The organism is Glutamicibacter ardleyensis (assembly GCF_014644555.1).
Taxonomy (GTDB): Bacteria; Actinomycetota; Actinomycetes; order Actinomycetales; family Micrococcaceae; genus Glutamicibacter; species Glutamicibacter bergerei.
Window position 1 is genome coordinate 36,838 of the sequence record NZ_BMKX01000004.1, and the last position, 21,635, is coordinate 58,472.

15 protein-coding genes and 2 tRNA genes are annotated in these 21,635 nt (G+C 52.5%); 12 read left to right on the forward strand and 5 right to left on the reverse strand.

Features of this window, described 5'->3' with window-relative positions:
• Positions 1 to 50 precede the first annotated feature (50 nt).
• Both IEX04_RS09445 and IEX04_RS09450 read right to left on the reverse strand, forming a co-directional pair.
• Positions 51 to 1,904, reverse strand: coding sequence for a hypothetical protein (locus IEX04_RS09445; RefSeq protein ID WP_188685326.1), 1,854 nt, complete (start codon positions 1,902 to 1,904; stop codon positions 51 to 53).
• Positions 1,904 to 3,982: a CDP-glycerol glycerophosphotransferase family protein gene (locus IEX04_RS09450; protein WP_188685328.1), complete on the reverse strand. Its 2,079-nt coding sequence runs from the start codon at positions 3,980 to 3,982 to the stop codon at positions 1,904 to 1,906. Before IEX04_RS09450 ends, IEX04_RS09445 begins: the two co-directional genes overlap by 1 nt.
• 302 nt (positions 3,983 to 4,284) lie before the next feature.
• On the opposite strand from IEX04_RS09450, the gene metG reads away from it, so the two are divergent.
• Positions 4,285 to 5,835, forward strand: coding sequence for a methionine--tRNA ligase (gene metG / locus IEX04_RS09455; RefSeq protein WP_188685330.1), 1,551 nt, complete (start codon positions 4,285 to 4,287; stop codon positions 5,833 to 5,835).
• Between the two features lie 73 nt (positions 5,836 to 5,908).
• On the opposite strand, the gene IEX04_RS09460 is transcribed toward metG, so the two are convergent.
• Together IEX04_RS09460 and IEX04_RS09465 are read right to left on the reverse strand one after the other, a co-directional pair.
• Positions 5,909 to 6,598, reverse strand: a complete 690-nt coding sequence (locus IEX04_RS09460) for a response regulator (RefSeq protein WP_188685332.1) — start codon at positions 6,596 to 6,598, stop codon at positions 5,909 to 5,911.
• Positions 6,599 to 6,605: 7 nt separating this feature from the next.
• A complete protein-coding gene (locus IEX04_RS09465; protein ID WP_229677084.1) occupies positions 6,606 to 7,817 on the reverse strand; it encodes a sensor histidine kinase in 1,212 nt (403 codons plus the stop codon).
• Positions 7,818 to 7,983: 166 nt separating this feature from the next.
• Here IEX04_RS09465 and IEX04_RS09470 point away from each other — a divergent pair, with 166 nt between their 5' ends.
• From IEX04_RS09470 to thiL, 11 genes are all read left to right on the forward strand, one after another.
• Positions 7,984 to 9,042: a 3-isopropylmalate dehydrogenase gene (locus IEX04_RS09470; protein WP_188685635.1), complete on the forward strand. Its 1,059-nt coding sequence runs from the start codon at positions 7,984 to 7,986 to the stop codon at positions 9,040 to 9,042.
• Positions 9,043 to 9,160: 118 nt separating this feature from the next.
• Positions 9,161 to 10,255, forward strand: coding sequence for a branched-chain amino acid aminotransferase (locus tag IEX04_RS09475; RefSeq protein ID WP_188685335.1), 1,095 nt, complete (start codon positions 9,161 to 9,163; stop codon positions 10,253 to 10,255).
• Between the two features lie 162 nt (positions 10,256 to 10,417).
• Positions 10,418 to 12,661, forward strand: coding sequence for a PQQ-binding-like beta-propeller repeat protein (locus IEX04_RS09480; protein ID WP_188685337.1), 2,244 nt, complete (start codon positions 10,418 to 10,420; stop codon positions 12,659 to 12,661).
• A 134-nt stretch (positions 12,662 to 12,795) separates the two neighbouring features.
• On the forward strand, positions 12,796 to 13,560 hold the full coding sequence (locus IEX04_RS09485) for a fumarylacetoacetate hydrolase family protein (protein WP_188685338.1): 765 nt from the start codon (positions 12,796 to 12,798) through the stop codon (positions 13,558 to 13,560).
• Positions 13,561 to 13,680: 120 nt separating this feature from the next.
• Positions 13,681 to 15,186: a glutamate--tRNA ligase gene (gene gltX / locus IEX04_RS09490; RefSeq protein WP_188685340.1), complete on the forward strand. Its 1,506-nt coding sequence runs from the start codon at positions 13,681 to 13,683 to the stop codon at positions 15,184 to 15,186.
• Positions 15,187 to 15,201: 15 nt separating this feature from the next.
• Positions 15,202 to 15,963: an HAD family hydrolase gene (locus IEX04_RS09495; protein WP_188685342.1), complete on the forward strand. Its 762-nt coding sequence runs from the start codon at positions 15,202 to 15,204 to the stop codon at positions 15,961 to 15,963.
• Positions 15,964 to 16,081: 118 nt separating this feature from the next.
• A tRNA-Gln gene (locus IEX04_RS09500) sits at positions 16,082 to 16,153 on the forward strand.
• Positions 16,154 to 16,201: 48 nt separating this feature from the next.
• Positions 16,202 to 16,274, forward strand: a tRNA-Glu gene (locus tag IEX04_RS09505).
• Positions 16,275 to 16,370: 96 nt separating this feature from the next.
• Positions 16,371 to 18,131, forward strand: a complete 1,761-nt coding sequence (locus IEX04_RS09510) for a dynamin family protein (RefSeq protein WP_188685344.1) — start codon at positions 16,371 to 16,373, stop codon at positions 18,129 to 18,131.
• On the forward strand, positions 18,128 to 19,771 hold the full coding sequence (locus tag IEX04_RS09515) for a GTPase (protein WP_188685352.1): 1,644 nt from the start codon (positions 18,128 to 18,130) through the stop codon (positions 19,769 to 19,771). Before IEX04_RS09510 ends, IEX04_RS09515 begins: the two co-directional genes overlap by 4 nt.
• Before the next feature lie 6 nt (positions 19,772 to 19,777).
• Positions 19,778 to 20,794: a thiamine-phosphate kinase gene (gene thiL, locus IEX04_RS09520; RefSeq protein ID WP_188685354.1), complete on the forward strand. Its 1,017-nt coding sequence runs from the start codon at positions 19,778 to 19,780 to the stop codon at positions 20,792 to 20,794.
• 15 nt (positions 20,795 to 20,809) lie between these two features.
• On the opposite strand, the gene IEX04_RS09525 is transcribed toward thiL, so the two are convergent.
• The gene (locus tag IEX04_RS09525) at positions 20,810 to 21,532 is read right to left on the reverse strand and encodes an IclR family transcriptional regulator (protein ID WP_188685356.1); all 723 of its coding nucleotides are present in this window, start codon (positions 21,530 to 21,532) and stop codon (positions 20,810 to 20,812) included.
• Positions 21,533 to 21,635 lie beyond the last annotated feature (103 nt).

A 21,635-nucleotide genomic window follows, 5' to 3' on the forward strand; every position in this document is an offset into this window, starting at 1 on the left:
AATTCCCCAATCCTTACGGTGCTTCCAAGCATTAGCAAAATATATTGTGGTTACTCGACAGAACTGTAACTTCGCATCTCCAAAGTTGCCCAGTCCGTATTTTCTAGCGTGGCGCGGTCCGAGTCATTGAGAGAACCGTCTACATCTACCAAGCGTAACTTCTCGCAACCTGAGAGAATCTGAAGGCGCAATCCGATCAGGTCTATCAACGGATTATTATCTGAGATTTCAACAACAGCCAAGTAGGCAACATCTTGATCTGAGTTGGTTGTTAGTTCTGAAACACGCAAATCGTTGGTGAAGCGCACCTCAACGGTAGTTCCGTTGTTATTGACTGACTGGGAAACGTACCGGTAGTGGTCAAAGATCTCATCATTGACGATGTTATAGGCTGCCGGTGAAGCGGTTTCGAGAAGCAGCGGGGAGGCAGCGACATCCAGTTTCGATGCTGGTCCCTCAAGTGCTTTGAAATGGTAATTCAGCGGTGCTTTGGAAATAGTGCCGTCCGCTTCTAAGACTGTAATGTGTGACAGTTCAGCAACAGAATCATAGGCTCTGAAGAGCTTCTGGTCATCGGCAGTGAATTTCACAAATGGATGCTGGCCGTTGCTCATGATCTGACGGAAAATCGTGCGACCAAGCCTACCTTCAAGGAACCAATTAGCGTTTTCGATTTTCGAGGATTCTAGATCAACACGCGCCTGAATCCGGAGTGTTCCTTCACCCGGGAATTCTCGAACTTGCTCGCAAATAAAGGACTTTTCTATGTTTTTCTTAAAGAACTGTCGCATCAGTCCAAGCATTGCGGGCAGCGCAGCTCGAGCGACGGCGCCATGGACACCATTGACGCGGTACTTCGTCAGATTTGGAACGTCGTGCGCGAACTCAATGAGGGAATGGTTACTTAGCTCGTCATTGTTTGTGTAGAAGTAGTCAACCCGACGGCCCTCATCAAAGTAGCGACGTAGTAATTCTTGGGGCTGCACAAGGGAACTAATGGCTGGATTCTGGAACAGGTTGTTTCTGAAGAAAGGCTTATTGAAATAGTACGGCAGGCTCATCTGAGGAACGGCGAGTAGTAGCTGAGATTCTGGGAACTCTTGCGCGTAATGAATTGCGATACTGCCGCCCTTGGACGCGCCGAAGAACATAACATCTTCGTTGGCAACTTTAAAGCGGGCGGTGAATCCGGAAATGATGTCTCGAACTCGGGAGTAAAGTGGCCGTCCAGCGTTGTCAACCATCATGTAAGAACCAGCAGCCAGATAACGATCCTGGAAACAGACCATCAAGGTGTCTCTAAGATCAGTATCAGTGAGGTCTTTGAGGTAGCTGACTGCGTACGAAATGCGCGAGGTTGACGGACCGAATCCTGGGAAGGTTAGGAGGATCTTTTTAGGGCTCGTAGTGTTTCCACGTAATGAGTAGTAAACATCCCCGTGCTGCTCAACGCCGTATTGTTTGTCATATTTAAGCTGTTGCGGGGTTGTGTAGGAACCGCGGCCGATCTTAATGCTGAACTCAGCATCAATATCCAGCTTAAAGTCGCGTGGGTTCTCTGAAGTGACGACAATATTTCGGTATTCCAGTGGAAATCCGCGCGCCGGTGGCTCAACTTGGTTGCCGTAAACTAGCTCGCCATTTTGAAGTAGGCGGAACGGTTTACCATCGTGTGGTTTCCAATTGTCGATGGTTAACTTTGCGTAGTAAGTACCTTTGGGAAGGCCCTCACTCGTCATTCGCCGAACACTGTCATCGAGGCTTCGTTTGCTTAGCTCGCTTCGAACCTTGCTTGTCTCCGGTAAACCCATAACTTTTCTGGCCAGCAGACGCCCTACCGCGGAGTAGGCCGCCTCTTTGCCTGCCTTAGAAACACGATTTTTGATTTTTTTTGCGATGTTCATTAAAGACTAAGCATCCTGTCTACAATCTTGGCGTTGATGCGCTTCGGGTCAACACCTTCAAAGAAACGTTCGTTACGCTGAGCGAATTCCGATGAGCTTTCGAGATACTTTTCACTGGTCATGTACTCAATTAAGGAATCTGAAGTATCAAAAACCGGGCCGAGCCCTTCGGTGCGATAGTCCAGCCGGCTTTCATACGGTTGGTCAAGGAAGAAGTCGTTAGAATCCCATTGGTAGTAGGCGATTGGAATACCGATGAACGAGGCATCCAATACGGCTGAACTATAATCTGTGAAGACGAAGTCAGCGGAGGCGATCGCTTCACGGTAGCTAGCCTCGGATTTAACTACACGCTGCGAGAATTGGAAAAGCGAAGCGCGCGATTCGACGTTCGGGTGAAGTTTCACATGCAGCGTGACATCATGTTTTTCCAAATAGGTCAGGATTCTGCGGTCAGTCATTAGCCCGTCGATAGCGCGGTAGTATTCCGTGTTCGTGAAATGCTCGTTGGATACTTGGTTAAGGTTAAAGCGCCATGTCGGCATGAAGAGCAGATGCCGACCTTCTTGTGTGATCTTTTCCAGGGATTCTAATCGAGGCAGACCCGAGTTCAACGTTTCCGACGGAGCGTACTTCGCCAAATAATCTGCTTCGAGCTTTCCGGTGGCTACAAAGACATCGAAGTATTTGGAGATGATCCAATCGGACATGTCATTGAGCTGGATTCCGTGCTGAAGGTAAACGAAACGTGAGTTCTCTAGAGATTTGCCCTTGTAACGCAGGTTATAAATTTGTGATGAAACTACAAGATCGGATTCAAGAAACTTTTCGTAGAAATCTCTGGTGAAGATTGGAATCAGGTTGAATCCCTTAGCCTTTAGCCGAGTCCAGTCAGCCGATTTAGGGTTCAACGCAAAATAGGCATTGGCGTACTCGGGGTGGTTGCTGGTGAAATATTCGTACAGGTATTCTGCATTGTCATCAGCCTGCATCGGACGGTCAAAGAAGATTATCGATGAGTTCGGTGAAATTGAGCGACTGTAGAAATCGTAGACAGCCGGGTTAGCGTATGAAGGCCGCACCTTATGCGAAAGATAGGCTTTATTGATGAGCACATCCATATCGGAGAATTCAATCTCGTATAGGTCTACGTCACCGGTGACCGGTTTCTCAGCATCGCTGAATTGTAAGTAGAAATCTGCCTCAGTGAGTTGTTTGTACAGGAATGCAGACTTTTCTGACCCTGTGAGCCAGGTAATCCAAGATGCTTCGAATGGCTGTAGTGGTTGTACAAGTGATACAAGCTTGTCCAATTTGAAGGTAGTGATTAGGTCGCGCAGGTGTGCAGTCGAAACGGCGGTCCTTTTTTCCCCGCGCAAGCCACGAAGATATATGGCAAGGAATCGAACCATGTAAGTGCGAAGTTCGATTGAATTCGTACTGACCATGGGGAACAAACGAGGCGTCGCCGGATCAAGCTGGCTTCCGATGGCTGCTTTGGTATTTGTAGCTACCGAATATCCAACAGGTAATGGCTTGACTGTACCAATTGACCAGTAGAGTCTAAAGCTAACGTACAGAGCGGAGCGATCGATGTCGCCCAATGCCTCTAGTGCGTCGCGCAGGCGTCCGGTATTAAACGCCACACCATAAATATCGGTATCTCTCGCGTAGAAATATGATTGTTCCATCTTGGTCGCGGTGACGTCCCTTGGGATGCCAGCCGTGTACATGTGTGGTTCAGCCAGATAAACGGTACGAGAACGCAAATAGTCGATTACTGTGGCTAAGAAATTAGTCGGAATCTTATGAGAATCGCGAACGAACAGTACATATTTAGTTTCAAGTCCGCCCACGATGCTCGTCAGTAATGAGGTATTCAAATTTTCCGAAGTAACTTGAAGGTCGAAATGATCCTCATATTTGAGCCGAGCGGAGATTAGTCGTCTATAGACTTCAGATTCGCGGTCCAGCTCGTCCGAGGTTTCAAACACAATCGTGAGCAGCTTATGTACTTCCGTCATTGAAATAAGTTTCCTGAACGTAGGTCTGAAAATGATACAGGTGCTTTCTGGCATGAAGCACGAGTACTAGGTTAACCTTTAATTCACCCAAAGTTAATGATATAGGCGCCGCGGGTTTACTTATCTTAAGACTATTCCTTATTATGGCGCTTGTTCGCAAGCGGTGACGTACGCAGACCAAACCGAATGTGACGTGCCTTTAACTGGTTAAGCGCAAGCATTCATCGACGCACAGGTCTAACATAGCGCTGTCAAAATAATCACAACTACGCCTTCGTTAACCGTTTTCCTTCTTGCTTGGTGCTGAAAATTTACGAGAAAATGAGGTTCCAGTGGGACTAAGGTAAATTTGTATCGTGACTACTCCGCAGAAACCCTTTTACATCACCACAGCAATCTCCTACCCAAACGGCACCCCGCATATCGGGCATGCCTACGAGGTAGTCGCTACCGACGCCATGGCGCGTTTTAAGCGCTTGGACGGATACGACGTCTTCTTCCTGACCGGCACAGATGAACACGGTCAGAAGATGATGCAGACTGCTGAAAAGGAGGGGATTACCCCTGCGCAGCTGGCGCAGCGTAACTCGGATGCCTTCCAAGCGATGAATGACGAGTTGGGCACCAGCTATGACCGCTTCATCCGCACCAGCGACGCGGACCACCACGCCGCGGCGCAGGAACTGTGGCGCCGGATGGAAGCTAACGACGATATTTACCTCGATAAGTACGCCGGCTGGTATTCGGTGCGAGACGAAGCTTTCTACACCGAAGAGCAAACCGATGTCCGTGACGATGGAATCCGTTACGCCACGGAAACCGACACCGAAGTTACCTGGACCGAAGAAGAGTCCTACTTTTTCCGGCTCTCCAAGTACCAAGATAAGCTCTTGGCCCATTATGAGGACAATCCTGAGTTTGGTGCCCCGCGTTCACGCTTCAACGAAGTTGTTCGTTTTGTTGAAGGTGGCCTGACCGACCTATCTATTTCGCGAACTACCTTTGACTGGGGAATCCCTGTTCCAGGCAACGAGAAGCACGTGATGTACGTATGGGTTGACGCACTGACCAATTACCTGACCGGTGCCGGTTTCCCAGACGTGGATTCTGCATCCTTCCAGAAGTACTGGCCAGCAGATGTGCATGTCATTGGCAAAGATATTTCGCGTTTCCACGCGATCTACTGGCCCGCATTCTTGATGTCTGCAAAGCTGTCCGTTCCCAAGCGCGTGATGATCCATGGTTTCTTGCACAATAACGGTGTGAAGATGTCGAAGTCTCTGGGCAACACCGTATCTCCGGACGACTTTGTTGCACGTTATGGCCTTGACCAGGTGCGCTACTTCTTCCTGCGTGAAGTGACTTTTGGCGCCGACGGAAACTACAACCATGACACTATTGTGGCGCGCATCAACGGTGACCTCGCAAACAACTTTGGAAACCTCGCTCAGCGTTCGCTGTCGATGGTTGCTAAGAACTGCGGGGGAGTCGTGCCGACTCCTGGACAGCTCTTGCCAGCTGACGAGCAGATTCTGGCGGCAGCTTCAGAGCTCTTGGAACTCAACCGTGAGGCGTACTCGCGCCAAGACTTCAGCCGAGCTCTAGAAGCCGTCTGGCACGTCTTGGGAGACACCAATGCGTACTTTGCGGATCAAGAACCATGGAAGCTGAAGAAAACCGATCCAGCGCGTATGGAAACGGTTCTTTACGTCACCATCGAAATCGTGCGTAAGGTCGCCTTGCTGCTGCAGCCAGTATTGCCGCAAGCCATGACCAGCATGCTTGACCTTTTGGCTGTCGGTCAGGGAACCGCACGTAACTTCGAGCACTTCGGCACCGCTTTGGTTCCGGGAACCGAGCTTCCGGCACCGGCACCGGTATTCCCACGGTACGAAGAAGACAAATAATTCACTGCAAACAAAGAAGTCCAAGCTTGGGATCAAAACCAAACTTGGACTTCTTTGTTTCTAACCACAAGCTTTACGGGCTGACCACACCGGTCTGGTAGGCAATCACCACGGCTTGGACACGATCACGAGCTCCAAGCTTGGACAAGATATGACCTACATGTGTTTTCACCGTTGCCTCGGAGAGAAACAAGTCCCTGGCAATCTCCGGATTCGAACGCCCTAGGGCGATATGACCGAATACTTCCCGTTCACGCGGGGTCAACGAGTCTACGGCGGAACTCAAGGGGTCATCATTTGGTCTAGCGCGCTTCAGCAATGGCGCCATGTGATCCAGCAGCCGTCGGGTAGTGGAGGGCGCAATGACCGCATCTCCGCGGTTCACCGTACGTACCGACTCAAGCAGCTCTTCGGGTGGGGCATCTTTGAGCAGAAATCCACTGGCTCCAGCCTGAATGGCACTAAACGCGTACTCGTCCATGTCAAAAGTCGTCAGCACAATGACTCGCGGCGAATCGATTGCCTGTGCGCGGGAAACGAGTAAGCGTTCAGTAGTTTCGATCCCGTCCATTTCAGGCATGCGAACATCCATCAAGACGACGTCCGCTGTGGCTAAGGCCGGGGATGCCAAGGCTTCGCGTCCATTGGACGCTTCGGCAACCACATTCATATCGTCCTGGGAATTGATCAGCATTCGGAATCCGCTACGGACCAGTAGCTGGTCATCTACCAAGGCAACTTTGATCGGCTCGGTGGTGGTCATTCGTTTGTTAGTCCTCGGTGTAGGGGATGAAGACGGAGACGCAGAAGCCTCCGTCAGGAAGTGGTCCAGCCGTGCTGGTTCCATCGTATAGGGCGACTCGTTCGTGTAATCCACGCAGCCCTTGGCCGGCACCATCGATTTCAACTTTTCCAGCGCACGCTCCGTCATCCTTGACCTTGATATCAAGGCCACGGTTTGACCAGTGCAACGAAACTGTAGATTTAGCTTGTGGTCCCGCATGCTTAATAACATTGGTGATCGCTTCTTGTACGCATCGGTACGCGGTAAGCTCAGCACCAGTGGGCAGAGACCGGCGCGGGGACCCTTGAGTCTCGTAAGAGACTTCCAAGCCAGACTTCACTGCCATTTCAACGAGTTCAGGAATATCACTCAAACTCGGTAACGGCCGGTGCTCAGTTTCTTCGTCGGTGCGCAGCACGCCGAGCAAACGACGCATCTCCCGTAGTGAAGACCGGCCCGCATCCGAGACGGTCTTCAACGTTTCAATGGCAATGTTCGGGTCCTGGGCCGCTGCATAGCGAGCTCCGTCAGCCTGCGTGATAATCACCGACAGGGAATGCGCCACGATGTCATGCATCTCTCTGGCGATATGGTTGCGTTCGTCAGAGGCAGCCAGCTCGCGTTCAATGAGACGCTCATTTTCCAGCCGTTGCGCATGAGCCCGTAACGCGCTCAACGTTTGCCTTCTACTGCGGGCGAGGTCGCCAAAGGTCCAAGCGACGGTGACTACCAAGGACAAGCCGACGAAGGAAATGACCATGTCAAAGGTAATGGGATCATTACCAGCGAGTCCCGGGCCGAAAATATTGAAGGTCGCCAGAATGGCTCCAAGAAATCCCAGACCTAAAGTAGCGAAGGATTGCCAGCGTTTCCCATAGATAGCCATGGTGTAGATCATGAGTGGGACCGAGACCTGAGAAGGCAAAAACACGCCCTGGAAGAACAGCTGCAGAATGTGGGCAATGGCAATGGTGATGGTAGCGGCCCACGGATAGCGACGCCGAACCATGAGTGGTGCAGATTGCAAAATGGCGATTGCCGCGATGCTGAGTCCGAAGCCTACGCCCACGCCGAATCCGAGGCCGACCGAAGCAGTAAAACACAAGAGTGTGTACAACGCACCGGCAAACATATCGATCCGGCCGGGGTTGGACCGGATCCACCGATCTATCCGCCGGTGTGGATTAGTGAAAATCAAGTGTTCCCTCGCGCGTGCTTAAATGCTTTGTTCTACCTTGAGTCTAGCCAGCGAATTGGACGCAGTCCTCATGCCATGGTTTGAGATTCTTCGACGCAAAAAGAAATCAATCTCATAATTTGAGATAGGTTCTCAAATGGTGGATTCCCTTGGCTATGATGAGTGCATGGGAAACGTCATTAATATTGCTGTCATTCCAGGCGATGGTATCGGCCCAGAAGTGGTTGCCGAAGCCGTTAAAGTCCTGAAGTTCGTGACTAACGGTGGAGACCAGCAGGTAGATCTCACCGAGTACACCTTGGGTGCGGAGCACTGGCTCAAGACGGGGGAGACCCTGACCGATGAAACTCTTGAAGCCATCAAAAAGCATGACGCCATCTTGTTCGGTGCCGTTGGTGCCGCACCGGGTGACACACGAATCCCTTCGGGAATCATTGAACGCGAATTGCTGTTGAAGCTGCGGTTCTCTCTTGACCACTACGTGAACCTGCGTCCGTCCAAGTTGTATGCAGGTATTGAAAGCCCGCTGGCCAACCCGGGCGAAATTGACTTTGTAGTTGTCCGTGAAGGCACCGAAGGCCCCTATGTAGGCAATGGCGGTTCGGTCCGTACCGGCACCCCGCATGAAATTGCCACCGAGGTCTCGGTGAACACCGCCTATGGTGTAGAGCGCGTAGTTCGAGATGCTTTTACCCGTGCATCAGCACGTCCACGAAAGCACGTGACCCTAGTACACAAGCACAACGTACTGGTGCACGCCGGACACCTATGGCGCCGCACCGTAGAAATGGTGGCCCCAGAATTCCCAGAGGTCACACACGACTACCTCCACGTGGATGCGGCCACCATCTTCTTGACTACCAACCCGTCCCGTTTTGATGTCATTGTGACAGACAACCTCTTCGGTGACATCCTCACCGACCAGGCCGGCGCAATCACCGGCGGCATTGGCTTGTCGGCCAGCGGCAACATCAACATGGACCGGACATACCCATCGATGTTCGAGCCGGTCCACGGCTCGGCACCGGATATCGCCGGTCAGCAGAAGGCTGACCCCACGGCAGCAATCCTGTCGGTGGCATTGATGCTGGAACACCTTGGAATGTCAGCTGCGGCTACCGCTGTTGAGCAAGCTGTCGAAAAAGAGATTACTTCACGCCAAGAATTGACTGATCACCGCACCACAAGCGAAATCGGCGATGCAATTGTGGCGCTACTGGCCTAAGCTAAAAGTGATGTAGCTCGGTTAGTTGCTAATCGAGCAGCAAATCCACGGACGGGTGTTCCGCCAATGGCGTGGGGCACCCGTTTTTCGTTAACTGAGCAAGGAAGTCCAGAGTTAGATGGAATTCACCGAAAATCTGTCATCGAATCGCAAGAGCGCGGAAGAACGCGCTGCCGTCCTGGCAGACCCCGGGTTTGGGGACTTCTTCACCGACCACACCGTGGTTGTTGACTGGTCTGCTGGCTCCGAGGCTGGCACCGGTCAGTGGCATGACGCCCGAGTTGAGCCGTACGGTCCCATCGCCATGGATCCTGCTGCCTCCGTCCTGCACTATGGCCAGGAAATTTTTGAAGGGCTCAAGGCGTACCGCCACGAAGACGGTTCCGTGTGGACCTTCCGTCCGCACGCCAACGCGGCACGTCTGAATAAGTCAGCCGCACGCCTTGCACTCCCACAGCTGGATGAAGACGTTTTTGTTGATTCCCTGCGCAAAATTGTCGCCACGGATATTGACTGGGTACCAACCGGTGACGGGGAAGCCCTCTACCTGCGTCCTTTCATGATCGCTACCGAAGCGTTCTTGGGTGTTCGTGCCGCGCGCGAAGTCTCCTACCGGGTGATTGCCTCACCGGCCGGAAACTACTTCGGCGGAGAACTGAAGCCAGTGGGCATTTGGGTTTCAAAAAATTACGCCCGTGCAGGCCGCGGAGGCACCGGGTCGGCTAAGTGCGGTGGCAACTACGCTGCTTCACTTGTGGCTCAGCTCGAAGCGGAAGAAAACGGCTGCAAGCAGGTCCTCTTCCTTGATTCATTCAATGACAACGCCGTTGAAGAACTTGGTGGAATGAACGTATTCTTCGTCACCAAGGATGGCTCATTGGTGACCCCAGCGTTGACCGGAACCATCTTGGAAGGCGTCACTCGTTCTTCGGTAATTCAGTTGGCCAAAGACCGCGGCATGAACGTTGAAGAGCGCAAGATTACGTTGGATGAATGGCGTGACTCGGTCGCCAGCGGCGACATCACCGAGGTATTCGCCTGCGGTACTGCTGCAGTGATTACCCCGATCGGCGTGCTCAAGAACGGCGAAGAACTTATTGGTGATGAAAATGCGCCCGCCGGGGAAGTGACAATGTCCATCCGTGAAGAACTTCTCGGTATCCAACGCGGAACCGTAGAAGATCGCCACGGTTGGCTTGAGCGCTTAGCCTAACTGAAAGATAACCCGCAGAAGGCAGCTTGTTCAATCTTGAACAGGTTGCCTTTTGCGCATTTAAAACCAGAATACGAGGACGAACGCTTGCCAGTAAGTCTTCATCTTGGTCCGCTAATCTGAGTACTGATCAAAAAGATAAAAGATTAGAGGAGACAGTTAGTGGCAGAAACTGAGGAACGCTCGGCAAAAAGAATTAGTCGACGCGTGGTTCTCACTCTCGGAGCGCTAACTGCAGGAGCGGTCGTTTACGGTCAGCTTCAAGAATCACCACCAGATCCTTCTGTTTCTCCCAGTACGCCAGAGAAGCCGACTCAAACGCCGAAACCCACGCCCGTTCTCAAGAACCGTGACCCGTCGGTCATAGCGCCACTTAAACGAACTCGTAACACCTCGGGCGCGCTGCGGCGATACGAAGGCGCATTTCCTGCAACAAAAATACGTCGCGTGGAGCCATTGCCAGGATTGCAGGCGACCGGGCTGCCTTGGTTAGCCGTTTCAATTGTTGGTCCAATTCACCAACTGCAGATTATTAATCCGAGCCGAAATACACCAGCTCATATTGTGGAGATTCCCAAGAGCCACAGTGGCGGCGTGCAATCGATGATCTGGGACAAAAAGACTAAGTACCTCTATCTTGCGACGCTCAACTATTTGCTTGTCTGGAAACCTTCTAGCCCATCAGAAATAACGATAGTAGGTAAAGTACCTGGCGCCACAACTATCTATGATCTCCAACTTGATTCCCAAGGCACGGTGTGGGGCGGAACCTATCCTCTCGGTGCGGCGTTTAAATACGCTCCGAAAACCAAGAAAATAGACGTATTCAAGCGGGTAGCCACCGACACCGATTATGTGCGGCGTGTAGCCGTTGATTCAAATGATGACGTATGGCTGGGCACAGGCTCGCGAAACCCGCGTGTGTTTCGGTTTTCTTCGAAGAGCCCGCAGAAAATCACCGAGATTCCGTTGCCGGAACCCAAAAGAGCAGGCTTTGTCTCTTCGCTGGAAGCTGTAGGTAACTCAATCGTTGTCTCCATTGACAACGTTTCGGGCCAGCTATTGCTGAACCCTCAAACTAATTCATGGGTTGGATCTATGGATCGAGTTTGGTCAGGCCGTAAATTATCTGCAGTAAATCCTGCAACCAAGCAGTTCTACAACGTTAGCGACGGCCAGCTCTTTGCTACCAGCAGCTCCACGTGGCAGGACCAACTTGTAGGCAAGCTTTCTGCCAGCGCACCTTTGGCTATTTACGCCACGAGCAGTCAAGTGGTGGTTGTCTCTTCGAATAAGACGGGACTTCAGATCGAAGTGTTTCGTTTGTCGAGTAAATCAGTGCAGCTGGTAAGCACCGTGGCGTTGGCTCGTGGGCAGTTCGTTGTTCAATCTCTTATGTCGCATTCGGACGGGAACATCTATGTCGGAGGTTATATGGGCCACGGCATTACGGCAGTTCATCCTGATACCGGAAAACACTGGACCTCCCCCTCTGAGCAGAATGCTATCAATCAGATTGAGGGAATGATTGAATTCAACGCTCAAAAAACCTATGTAGGGTCTTACGGTTCGGCGGACATTGTTCGGCTCAACAGCAACGCTAAAAACAATCCTGAGGGATACCAGCGCCTCGTTAGACTGGCCACCGATTATGAACAATCCCGGATATTTGCGTGGGCTAAAAATTCCAAGCAGGTATTCTTCGGTACAGTTCCAGAATACGGCCGTTCCGGCGGAGTCCTGGGAGCAATAGACCCACGTACCGATGAGGTGAGCTGGGTGTTGGACGGAGATGGGGAAGGGTTTATCCGTCACCATTCGATCACCGGACTCGTTGCTGACGAAAAGTACATTTATGGAACTACCTCGGTGCGAAATGGCTACGGTCTAGCCGACACTGTCGGAAACGCCAAAGTCTTCAAGTTAGATATTGCAACAAAAAAGATCTCATGGAGTGTGGCGCCGATTGCACAATGTGGTGCGCTCTACTCGCCCAAGCTTTTGGCCGGATGGCTGCTAGTTGCCGATTTGGAGGGTGTCAGCGTGCTCGACCCAGTAAGTGGCAAACTTCTGAAGAAACACCGGTTAACCAACTCACGTAACACCAGCTACCGACCCGGATGGAAAAATGCAGACTTGGTAGTAGTAGAGAATCAAGGCAAAGCTGTGCATACCGCAGCAGGAACTACCACTGCCATTGATTTTGATTCGGGAACACTTGCGACGATTGGTAGCCCGCAACTGAAGAGCCAATTCGGTACTCGGCTGACGGTAACAAATTCCGGACGAGTCTTTGCCAACGTAGAAAAAACTGCGATTGCTGAATTGGATCTGCAGCCCATCGCATCCCAGCCAAAGAAGCCGAGTGCAAAGAAAGCATCGCCACAGGCTACTGCAACTACTTAGGAAAGACCCGGAGGCAGCTGAGCATGACGCGCTAAACGCATAAAAACAGCGTAGTAATGAATTCCACAACACCCCATCGAAAAGCGAGTCAGAGACGGGATGTCTGATCGGCAACATGCCCTAGGCTTGTGTGTATGCGCATTGCCAGATTTGTAGTTGATAGCGACCCAATGTACGGAGTCGTAGACGGAAACGATGTCCACGTCTTAGCAGGAGACCCTTTTTTCCAAGGGATCAAAACCACCGGTGTCACTCACCAGCTCGACGACGTCCGATTGGTGGCCCCAATCATTCCGCGCTCAAAGGTTATCGGTTTCGGCCGCACCTACCGCGAACATGCCAAAGAACTAGGCAACGAAGTTCCTAACGAGCCGTTGATGTTCTTAAAGCCAAACACTTCAGTGGTGGGCCACGGAGATCCCGTGACACTTCCGGCATTCTCTGAAGAAGTTTCCTTCGAAGGCGAACTTGCCGTGGTCATTGGCCGTATCTGCAAAGATGTTCCCGCAGAAAAAGCTGCAGACGTGATCTTCGGATACACCGTGGCAAATGACCTCACCGCTCGTGATGCCCAGCGTAAGGATCCACAGTGGGCGCGAGCAAAGGGTTTTGACGGGGCATGCCCGCTAGGCCCATGGATTGAAACACAGCTAACGGATCCAGATGACGTGGGAATCGTTACCCGTGTGAATGGCGAAGTTCGCCAGGACGGATCAACCAACGAAATGATCTGGTCAGTCAATGACCTCGTCGCGCGCGCTTCCGAGGCATTCACTTTGCTCCCAGGAGATGTCATTCTTACGGGCACCCCCGCAGGTGTTGGATTGGTCGCTGAAGGCGACAACGTAGAAATTGAAGTCGAAGGAATCGGAACCCTGCGAAGCGTCTTCCGTCGATAACTTGAAGCGCTCAGTTTAGATCGCTTTACCGTAGTGCGCTGGACTTCGTATCCATTGTGATGCGAAGACCAGCGCGCTATTGTGCTTCCGGCACCTCTCCGGGACTAGAATGAAATCACCATGACTGATCTATCGCTGATTCCTACCGTGACCGAAGAAACCCCGGTTCGGGTTCGTTTCTGCCCATCGCCTACGGGCACCCCACACGTTGGCCTAATCCGTACCGCCCTGTTCAACTGGGCCTACGCACGCCACACCGGGGGCAAGATGATTTTCCGTATCGAAGATACGGATGCGAAGCGCGACTCCGAAGAGAGCTACAACCAGCTGCTGGACGCCTTGGCGTGGCTGGGCATCGACTGGGACGAAGGCGTAAACGTCGGTGGCCCACACGAGCCATACCGCCAGTCCCAACGAGGTGGCATCTACCAAGACGTCATTGCCAAGCTGCGCGATGCTGGACACGTCTACGAGTCGTATTCCACCCCTGAAGAAGTCGAAGCGCGCCACAAGGCTGCCGGCCGTGATCCAAAACTGGGTTATGACAACTTTGACCGTGAACTGAGCGAAGAACAGATCACCGCGTTCAAGGCGGAGGGCCGTGAACCGGTGCTGCGCATTCGCATGCCAGAAGATGACATCAGCTTTACCGACCTGGTCCGTGGAGAGATTACCTTCAAGCCGGGAACCATTCCTGACTTCGTGGTTGTCCGTGCCAACGGCCAGCCTCTGTACACGTTGGTGAACCCGGTAGATGACGCTCTGATGGGTATCACCCACGTGCTTCGTGGTGAAGATCTGCTCTCCTCTACTCCACGTCAGATTGTGCTCTACCGTGCCTTGATTGATATCAACGTTGCACAGTACATGCCACTGTTCGGTCACCTGCCGTACGTCATGGGTCAGGGTAATAAGAAGCTGTCCAAGCGTGACCCGGAGTCGAGCTTGTTCCTGCACCGTGACCGCGGATTCATCCCCGAGGGTCTGCTGAACTACCTGTCGCTGCTAGGTTGGTCGCTGAGCGCGGATGAAGATATCTTCACCCGTGATCAACTCATCGAAGCATTTGATGTCAAAGACGTGCTCTCAAACCCAGCACGCTTTGATATCAAAAAGGCAGAAGCTATCAATGGCACTCACGTACGTCTACTTGAGCCGCAAGATTTCCGTGACCGTCTAGTTCCTTACCTGCAGGCTGCTCAGCTTGTCGGTAGCGAATTCAGCGCACGCGAGAACGAAATACTTGACGCGGCCGCACCTCTGGTTCAGGAGCGAATCGGCTTGCTCGGCGAAGCAGCCGAAATGATGGAGTTCCTTTTCAAATCTGATGAAGAGATTGAGATTGAAGAGAAGGCTCTGAAGGGAATGCCTGCCAACCTGGTTGAGGTTGTAGACGCGAGCATTGCTGCACTTGAGAGTGTCCAGGAATGGAATGCTGAAAACATTCAGGATGCGCTGCGTGTAAAGCTGATTGACGAGCTTGAACTCAAACCCCGTCAGGCCTTCGGCCCGGCTCGTGTTGCAGTCTCGGGCAAGCGCGTTTCGCCTCCATTATTTGAATCAATGGAAATTCTCGGACGCGAATCCAGCTTGAAGCGCCTGCGTGCTTTTGGCGAATCCCGTTAGACGATAGAACGCACATTGCGCGAACTAGACAACACCTTCGATTCCGCCACCCCACTGGGTGGCGGAATCGAAGGTGTTCTATTTGATATAGATGACACGCTCGTTGATCTGCGGACCGCAGCAATCGATGCATTTCTTGCCATGGTTGATGACCTGCTAGAAGGAGTTACTAGCGAGCGGTTAAGGTTCATTGCCGAAGATTTTGCTGATGATGGGGCCGGGGCTTATGAACGCTATATGGCCGGCGAAGTCTCGTTTCTCGGGCAACGACAATTGCGGTTGAACCGCGCCTTTGACCTTGTTGGCCACAAACCACTTTCTGCGCAGTCCTACCTGCGCTGGGCTGAAAAGTATGAATCCCTGGTCAAGGATTCGTGGAAACCCTTTGGCGACGTGTTGCCGCATCTTGCAGCCCTCAGCAGTTGGGGGATACCTTACGGCGCGGTGAGCAATAACGTCGAGGCGTACCAGCGAATGAAGCTGGAACGTTCCGGATTGACCGGATTCGCAGTAGTTATTGGATCGGATACGGCCGGGGCACCTAAACCCGATCCTGCACCTTTTCTTGCGGGGTGTAGTCAGCTGAAATCCACGCCGGGCAGAACCCTGTATGTGGGTGATAATCCAATAAATGATGTTCAGGGCGCAGAGAACGCCGGACTTGTTGCAATCTTTGTGGACCGTGAGTCCAAGCATGCAGTGCAATCGGCTTTCACCGTATCCAACCTCGAACAGCTCACTGTCTTCATTAGTCAAAGCATCGATTCGCGAGAGTGAGCCTTACGCCAATTTCTCAATTTGTCAGGGCCTAATTAGCTAGGTATAGTTAATTCTCGTGCTACGGCATCAAGCGCAAATCCCAACGTGGATTATTCGCTGAATGTCCAAGTCACATTGGGATATGGTGTAATTGGCAACACAACGGTTTCTGGTTCCGTCATTCTAGGTTCGAGTCCTGGTATCCCAGCGCTTCACCGGAGTTATTCGGTGAGTTGAAGAGAAATCTTTAGCGTACGGCCCCATCGTATAGCGGCCTAGTACTCCGCCCTCTCACGGCGGCAACACGGGTTCGAATCCCGTTGGGGTCACAAAACCCACGACATTGTCGTGGTTTTTCTTTTTAACCTATCCTGACACCTTCGTTGCTAGCGGCGTTCAACTTGTCATAAGGCATGATAGGACTCATGGAGTCCACGTCATCACTGCCGGAATCGACAAACCCGGACAACACCGAGCCGGATACGCACGCACTTGAACTGCTGGAGCGAGTAGCCAAGCTTGAAGACTCACTCACTAATCTGCAGTTCATTCTCGCTCACGACGCCAGTGGTGAGTCGCTGCGCATCAAGGCCTTGCGCCAGATCAATGACTATCTCGAACCGCGCATCAAAAATTTAAATGCACCTCTGCTTGCAGTGGTCGGAGGTTCCACCGGTGCCGGAAAATCTACTTTAGTCAATTCCCTTCTCGGTGATCGTATTAGCCGCTCCGGCGCAGTACGGCCCACCACCCGAACGCCGGTACTCGCAGTGAATCCCGCTGACGAACCGTGGTTTGCCAATGAACGGATCCTTCCCGAACTGACCCGTTTGAGAGGTGCCGGTTACAGCGAAGGCCACGGTATGGAGCGCCACGATGCACTATTGGTGGTACCGCACAACAATGTGCCCCGGGGACTAGCTATTCTTGACGCACCTGACATTGACTCCGTGTCAGATGACAACCGTGCTCTTGCGGGACAGCTGCTGAATGCCGCAGATCTCTGGATTTTTGTCACCACTGCGAATCGGTACGCCGACGCGATCCCGTGGGAAGTGCTCACCGAAGCGGGCGGGCGGGAAATTACGGTCTGCGTGATACTCAATCGCGTCCCGTCCGGAGCCGAGACTGATATTGTTCCGGATCTGCAAAGACTGCTTGCAGCAAAAAACCTAGACCCTAAACTACTGCACGTCATCAACGAGGTTCCGCTTGATGAACAGCAAATGATTCCGGGCGAGCGGCTCGAACCGATTTCGGCATGGCTGAATTCTCTAGCCGCCAACGCAGCCGAACGCCAACGCATTGCCGAACAGACTCTTGACGGCGCCATTAAGCGTTTGCAAGATGATGTTCGTTGCCTTGGTGAACAGGCGGAAGATCAAGATCTTCAATTGTCTGCCCTAGCTAAGATTGCCACCGAGCGTTTTGAATTTACCTTGGGAAAGACCACCGAAGCGTTGAAAGACGGATCGCTACTACGTGGTGAGATTTTAGCGCGGTGGCAAGACTTTGTCGGGGCCGGAGAATTGCTGCGGGGCATTGAAGGTGTAGTGGGGCGCATCCGTGACCGAGTCGGTTCATTCTTTAGCGGCAAGCCGCCAGCAACTCATCGGGTTGAAGATGCCATTGAATCAGGGCTTCATACAGTTTTGGTTGGTGAGATCACCAATGCATTCCATGACGTAGATCGCAGCTGGCGCAATACGCCGATTGGAATCCAACTTCTCAGTTCATTGCCTGCCCACCGTCCGCCCAAGGAACTGGAAACTAGAGCAGCCGACACGATCCGCGCCTGGCAAAAAGATGTGCTTGAAATGATTCGCAGTGAAGGTGCAGGGAAGCGCAAAACAGCCAGAATCGCTGCCTTCGGTGTGAACGGCGTGGCAGTGGCGCTCATGATGGTGGTCTTTGCCTCCACTGCCGGAGTCACCGGATTGGAAGTAGGAATCGCTGGCGGCTCAGCAGTGGTGGGACAAAAATTGCTGGAAGCAATATTCGGTGAAGACGCGGTGAGGCGAATGGCTACACGCGCCCGCACCATGCTCGAAACTCGAACCCAGGAACTCATTGATGAAAATTCAGCTGTGTACCGCAATGAAATTGAGGCTCATCTTCAGCCAGAAATTGTTCAAGAACTACTTAATCAAGTGAAACCTTTACGTGGTGGAGGGTATAAAGCATGAGCGAGCGCAAGGTAACTCGTGCGCATACGGGACTTACGGAACAAATAGACGCGGTGGTTTCAGCGATGCAAATTGCTGAACCGTATCTTGAGCCCGAGGTTGTTGACCAAGCAGCGGTGATCATTGAACGTGCCGAAGCACGCCGGCAACTATCAGCTGATCATGTGGTTGTAGGACTCTTCGGTGCCACTGGCAGTGGGAAATCCTCGTTATTTAATGCGCTCGTGGGTTCTGAGATAGCACAAACCGGTGTCATCCGACCGACCACCACGAAAACCGTGGCTGCCATCTGGCAGCCTGTTGGCGCCGACGCATTACTTGACTGGCTCGAGGTCAGTGAGCGTCATATTCTGAGTTCACAAGTTCTGGGCAAAGGCTCCAAGAAGTCTCAAGATCTAGGTGGAGGACTTATTCTGCTTGATCTTCCAGATATGGACTCAACCTCAACTGAACATCACCTCATCGCCTCACGGCTCGCAGGACAAGTCGATTACCTTGTCTGGGTCCTTGACCCACAGAAGTATGCTGATGCTTCGATTCACCATGGCTACCTCAGTGAGCTGACTGGCCAACGTGGAAACCTCCTAGTGGTGCTTAACCAGGTCGATACCATCGCGGAAAGCGACCGTGAACCGGTGAAGGCATCTTTAAATGCATTGCTTGCGGATGAGGGAATCGGGCAAGTGCCCATTGTTTTGGCCTCAGCACGTTCGGGAGAAGGCCTAGATGCCGTTCGCGAAAAATTTGCGGTAGCACTGAATAACAAGGTGCAGGCAACCAGGCGATTGCGTGCAGATGTGGATGGACTGTTGCGCTTGTTGGACGGTGAACTTGCGTTGCCCAAGGTCCATACCCCCGGGATTATGGAACAGAGTGAGCTTGAGGGCACCATTGCCAAGGCGCATGGAACGCACCGGATCGCTGATGCGGTCCAGACTTCGTATAAGCTGCGTGCTTCGACTAACACCGGGTGGCCACTGACTAGCTGGTTGACCAGATTGCGTAATGACCCACTGAAACGAATGAATCTTGGTCGCGGAATTGAAAAGCCTGAAATTTCTCTCACGTCGCGTCCCGAACTATCAGTCGCAGAGAGTGCTGCTGTAGACCAAGCAGTCGTGAAGTATCTGAACACGGCAACTGAAGATCTCTCGCCACGTTGGTCCCAGTCATTCAAGGACGGCATCCGCGAACAGCGAACAGAACTGGCAAGCGAAATCGATATCGCCATAGCTAGTTGCACCCTTGGAGTTGAAAAAAAGTCTTGGTGGTGGCCGGTGACAAAATTTGTTCAGTGGCTTGGTGTCGTAGTGGCACTTGCAGGGGGATTGTGGCTTGGTGGAATTGCACTGGCCGCGTACTTCCAATTCAACCTTCCAGAGACTCCGCGTGTGGAAGGATTCGCGATTCCGACTCTGATGGTATTTGTGGGGGTACTGCTGGGCATAGTATTAGGAATCTTCGGGTCATTTATAAATAAAATGGTCGCTAGACTGAAGCGAAGGAAAGCACTAAAAAATCTTCAAAATTCAGTGGGTGGAGTGGTTCGGCGATTTATCGTAGATCCGACATCGCACCATTTAGAGCAATACAACAGTTATGCGTCGCTGATTACCAGTGCGGCGAAGAAAGTCGAATAGCAGCCTTTGACTAATCAACAGACAGAGAAAAACTTGACCGTAGGCGACATTGGCGAACAGGGGATTCTCAATGAGATTCTTCCTTTGCTAGATGCCAAAGACGCCGGACTTGGACCAGGGGATGACGCTGGAGCGCTTCGCGTGGCTGGTGGCGAAGTAGTGGTCTCCGTAGACACTATTGTCCAAGACCAGGATTTCCGTTTGGTTTGGCCCAGCGGTCACGAGCATAAAGCGTATGACATTGGCTGGAAGTCCATTGCCCAAAATGTTTCAGACATCAATGCCATGGGCGGTGTGCCAACCGGAGCAGTCGTTTCGCTATCAATGCCATCAGACGTTACTTTGTCATGGGCCAAAGAATTTGCCCGCGGAATCGCAGGAGCGATTACTTCATTAGGCGCTGATCGCTTGGCGATTTTAGGCGGAGATTTAAGTAGGTCCTCGGAAATTTCGGTGACAACTACAGTTCTTGGTGAATGCGAACACGGTAAAGTGCTGCGCAATGGAGCGAAGTCGGGGGACCTGGTTGCGGTCGCAGGCAGGCTAGGCTCCGCTGGTGCGGGCCTGGCGCTTCTGGATGCGCTTCAGGATTCAACTAGCTGGAACCGTGCGGTGCTCCGTCTAGTTGAGGCACAGTGCAAGCCGGTACCACCTTTGGAGTCTGGTCCGCGTGCGGCACAAGCCGGGGCAAGCGCCATGATGGATATTTCAGACGGGCTGCTCAGGGATGCTGGCAGACTAGCAAGGGCTAGCCGAGTCAGTCTCGAATTAGACCGCCAGGCACTTGAAGTTTTTGCTCAGCGTCTGGAACCTGCTGCAACGCTCCTGAAGGCAGACCCCATGGAGTGGGTGTTGCGCGGCGGAGAAGACTTCGGCCTGCTCGCAACCTTCCCAGCCGAAGCTGAAATTCCTGAAGAATTTACCGTTATTGGAAAGGTTCTACGAACGACTGGCCGACGGTCAACAATTCGCCTCGACGGGAAACAGCTGGATTACCGAAACGGTTTTGACCACTTCGGCTAGAGCTTTGCCGGGTCTTTAGCCTTCGGACTGAATGCGCAATAAATCTGACAGCTCCCGGCCCGCGTTCACTACCGATTCGTGATGAATCTTGCCTGGTTGGCGAGTCAAGCGCTCAATGGGTCCGGACATGGACAGCGCTGCGATCACGCGTCCGGACTGCCCCCGAATGGGGGCAGAGACCGACGCAACTCCGGGTTCTCGTTCACCCAGTGACTGCGCCCATCCGCGGCGCCGCACCCCGGCCAAAATGGTCGGGGTAAAGCGCGCATGGTGCAGGCCATCAATCATGCGTTCATTGTCTTCCCAAGCCAAGAGAACCTGAGCCGCGGAGCCGGCCTTCATCGATAGCTGCGTACCCACAGGAATGGTGTCGCGCAACCCTACCGGCCGCTCGGCACTGGCTATGCAAACACGGAAGTCTCCTTGTTTGCGGAATACCTGAGTACTCTCGCCGGTGAGATCCCGCAATTTCGTGAGTACCGGCCCCGCGGTGCTCACCAGTCTGTCTTCTCCCGCGGCGCTAGCGAGCTCTACAAGCCGTCCACCGAGCTCAAAACGACCGTGCATGTCGCGGCCCACCAGCCCATGATGAACCAACGATTGAGCGATACGGTGAACCGTGGGACGGGAGATCTGAGTGACGTCCACCAGTTGCGAAAGGGTAGTCGGGCCATTTTCCAATGCGTTAAGAATGGCTGCTGCCTTATCGAGAACACCAACACCGCTACCTGTAGTCATAAAACCATTATTGCGTCTCAGTATTTGAGATTCAAGTCCAAATACTGGAAATGATGTTCTATGAAGTGTCAAAGTAAAGGTGTTGATAGTTCGTAGCTTGAGG

Bases quoted from the DNA above. Each gene is read 5' to 3' on its own strand.
- IEX04_RS09445 (WP_188685326.1), bottom strand. From the start codon at position 1,904: ATGAACATCGCAAAAAAAATCAAAAATCGTGTTTCTAAGGCAGGCAAA.
- IEX04_RS09450 (WP_188685328.1), bottom strand. From the start codon at position 3,982: ATGCCAGAAAGCACCTGTATCATTTTCAGACCTACGTTCAGGAAACTT.
- IEX04_RS09460 (WP_188685332.1), bottom strand. From the start codon at position 6,598: ATGACCACCACCGAGCCGATCAAAGTTGCCTTGGTAGATGACCAGCTA.
- IEX04_RS09470 (WP_188685635.1), top strand. From the start codon at position 7,984: ATGGGAAACGTCATTAATATTGCTGTCATTCCAGGCGATGGTATCGGC.
- IEX04_RS09475 (WP_188685335.1), top strand. From the start codon at position 9,161: ATGGAATTCACCGAAAATCTGTCATCGAATCGCAAGAGCGCGGAAGAA.
- IEX04_RS09485 (WP_188685338.1), top strand. From the start codon at position 12,796: ATGCGCATTGCCAGATTTGTAGTTGATAGCGACCCAATGTACGGAGTC.
- gltX (WP_188685340.1), top strand. From the start codon at position 13,681: ATGACTGATCTATCGCTGATTCCTACCGTGACCGAAGAAACCCCGGTT.
- IEX04_RS09510 (WP_188685344.1), top strand. From the start codon at position 16,371: ATGGAGTCCACGTCATCACTGCCGGAATCGACAAACCCGGACAACACC.
- IEX04_RS09515 (WP_188685352.1), top strand. From the start codon at position 18,128: ATGAGCGAGCGCAAGGTAACTCGTGCGCATACGGGACTTACGGAACAA.
- IEX04_RS09525 (WP_188685356.1), bottom strand. From the start codon at position 21,532: ATGACTACAGGTAGCGGTGTTGGTGTTCTCGATAAGGCAGCAGCCATT.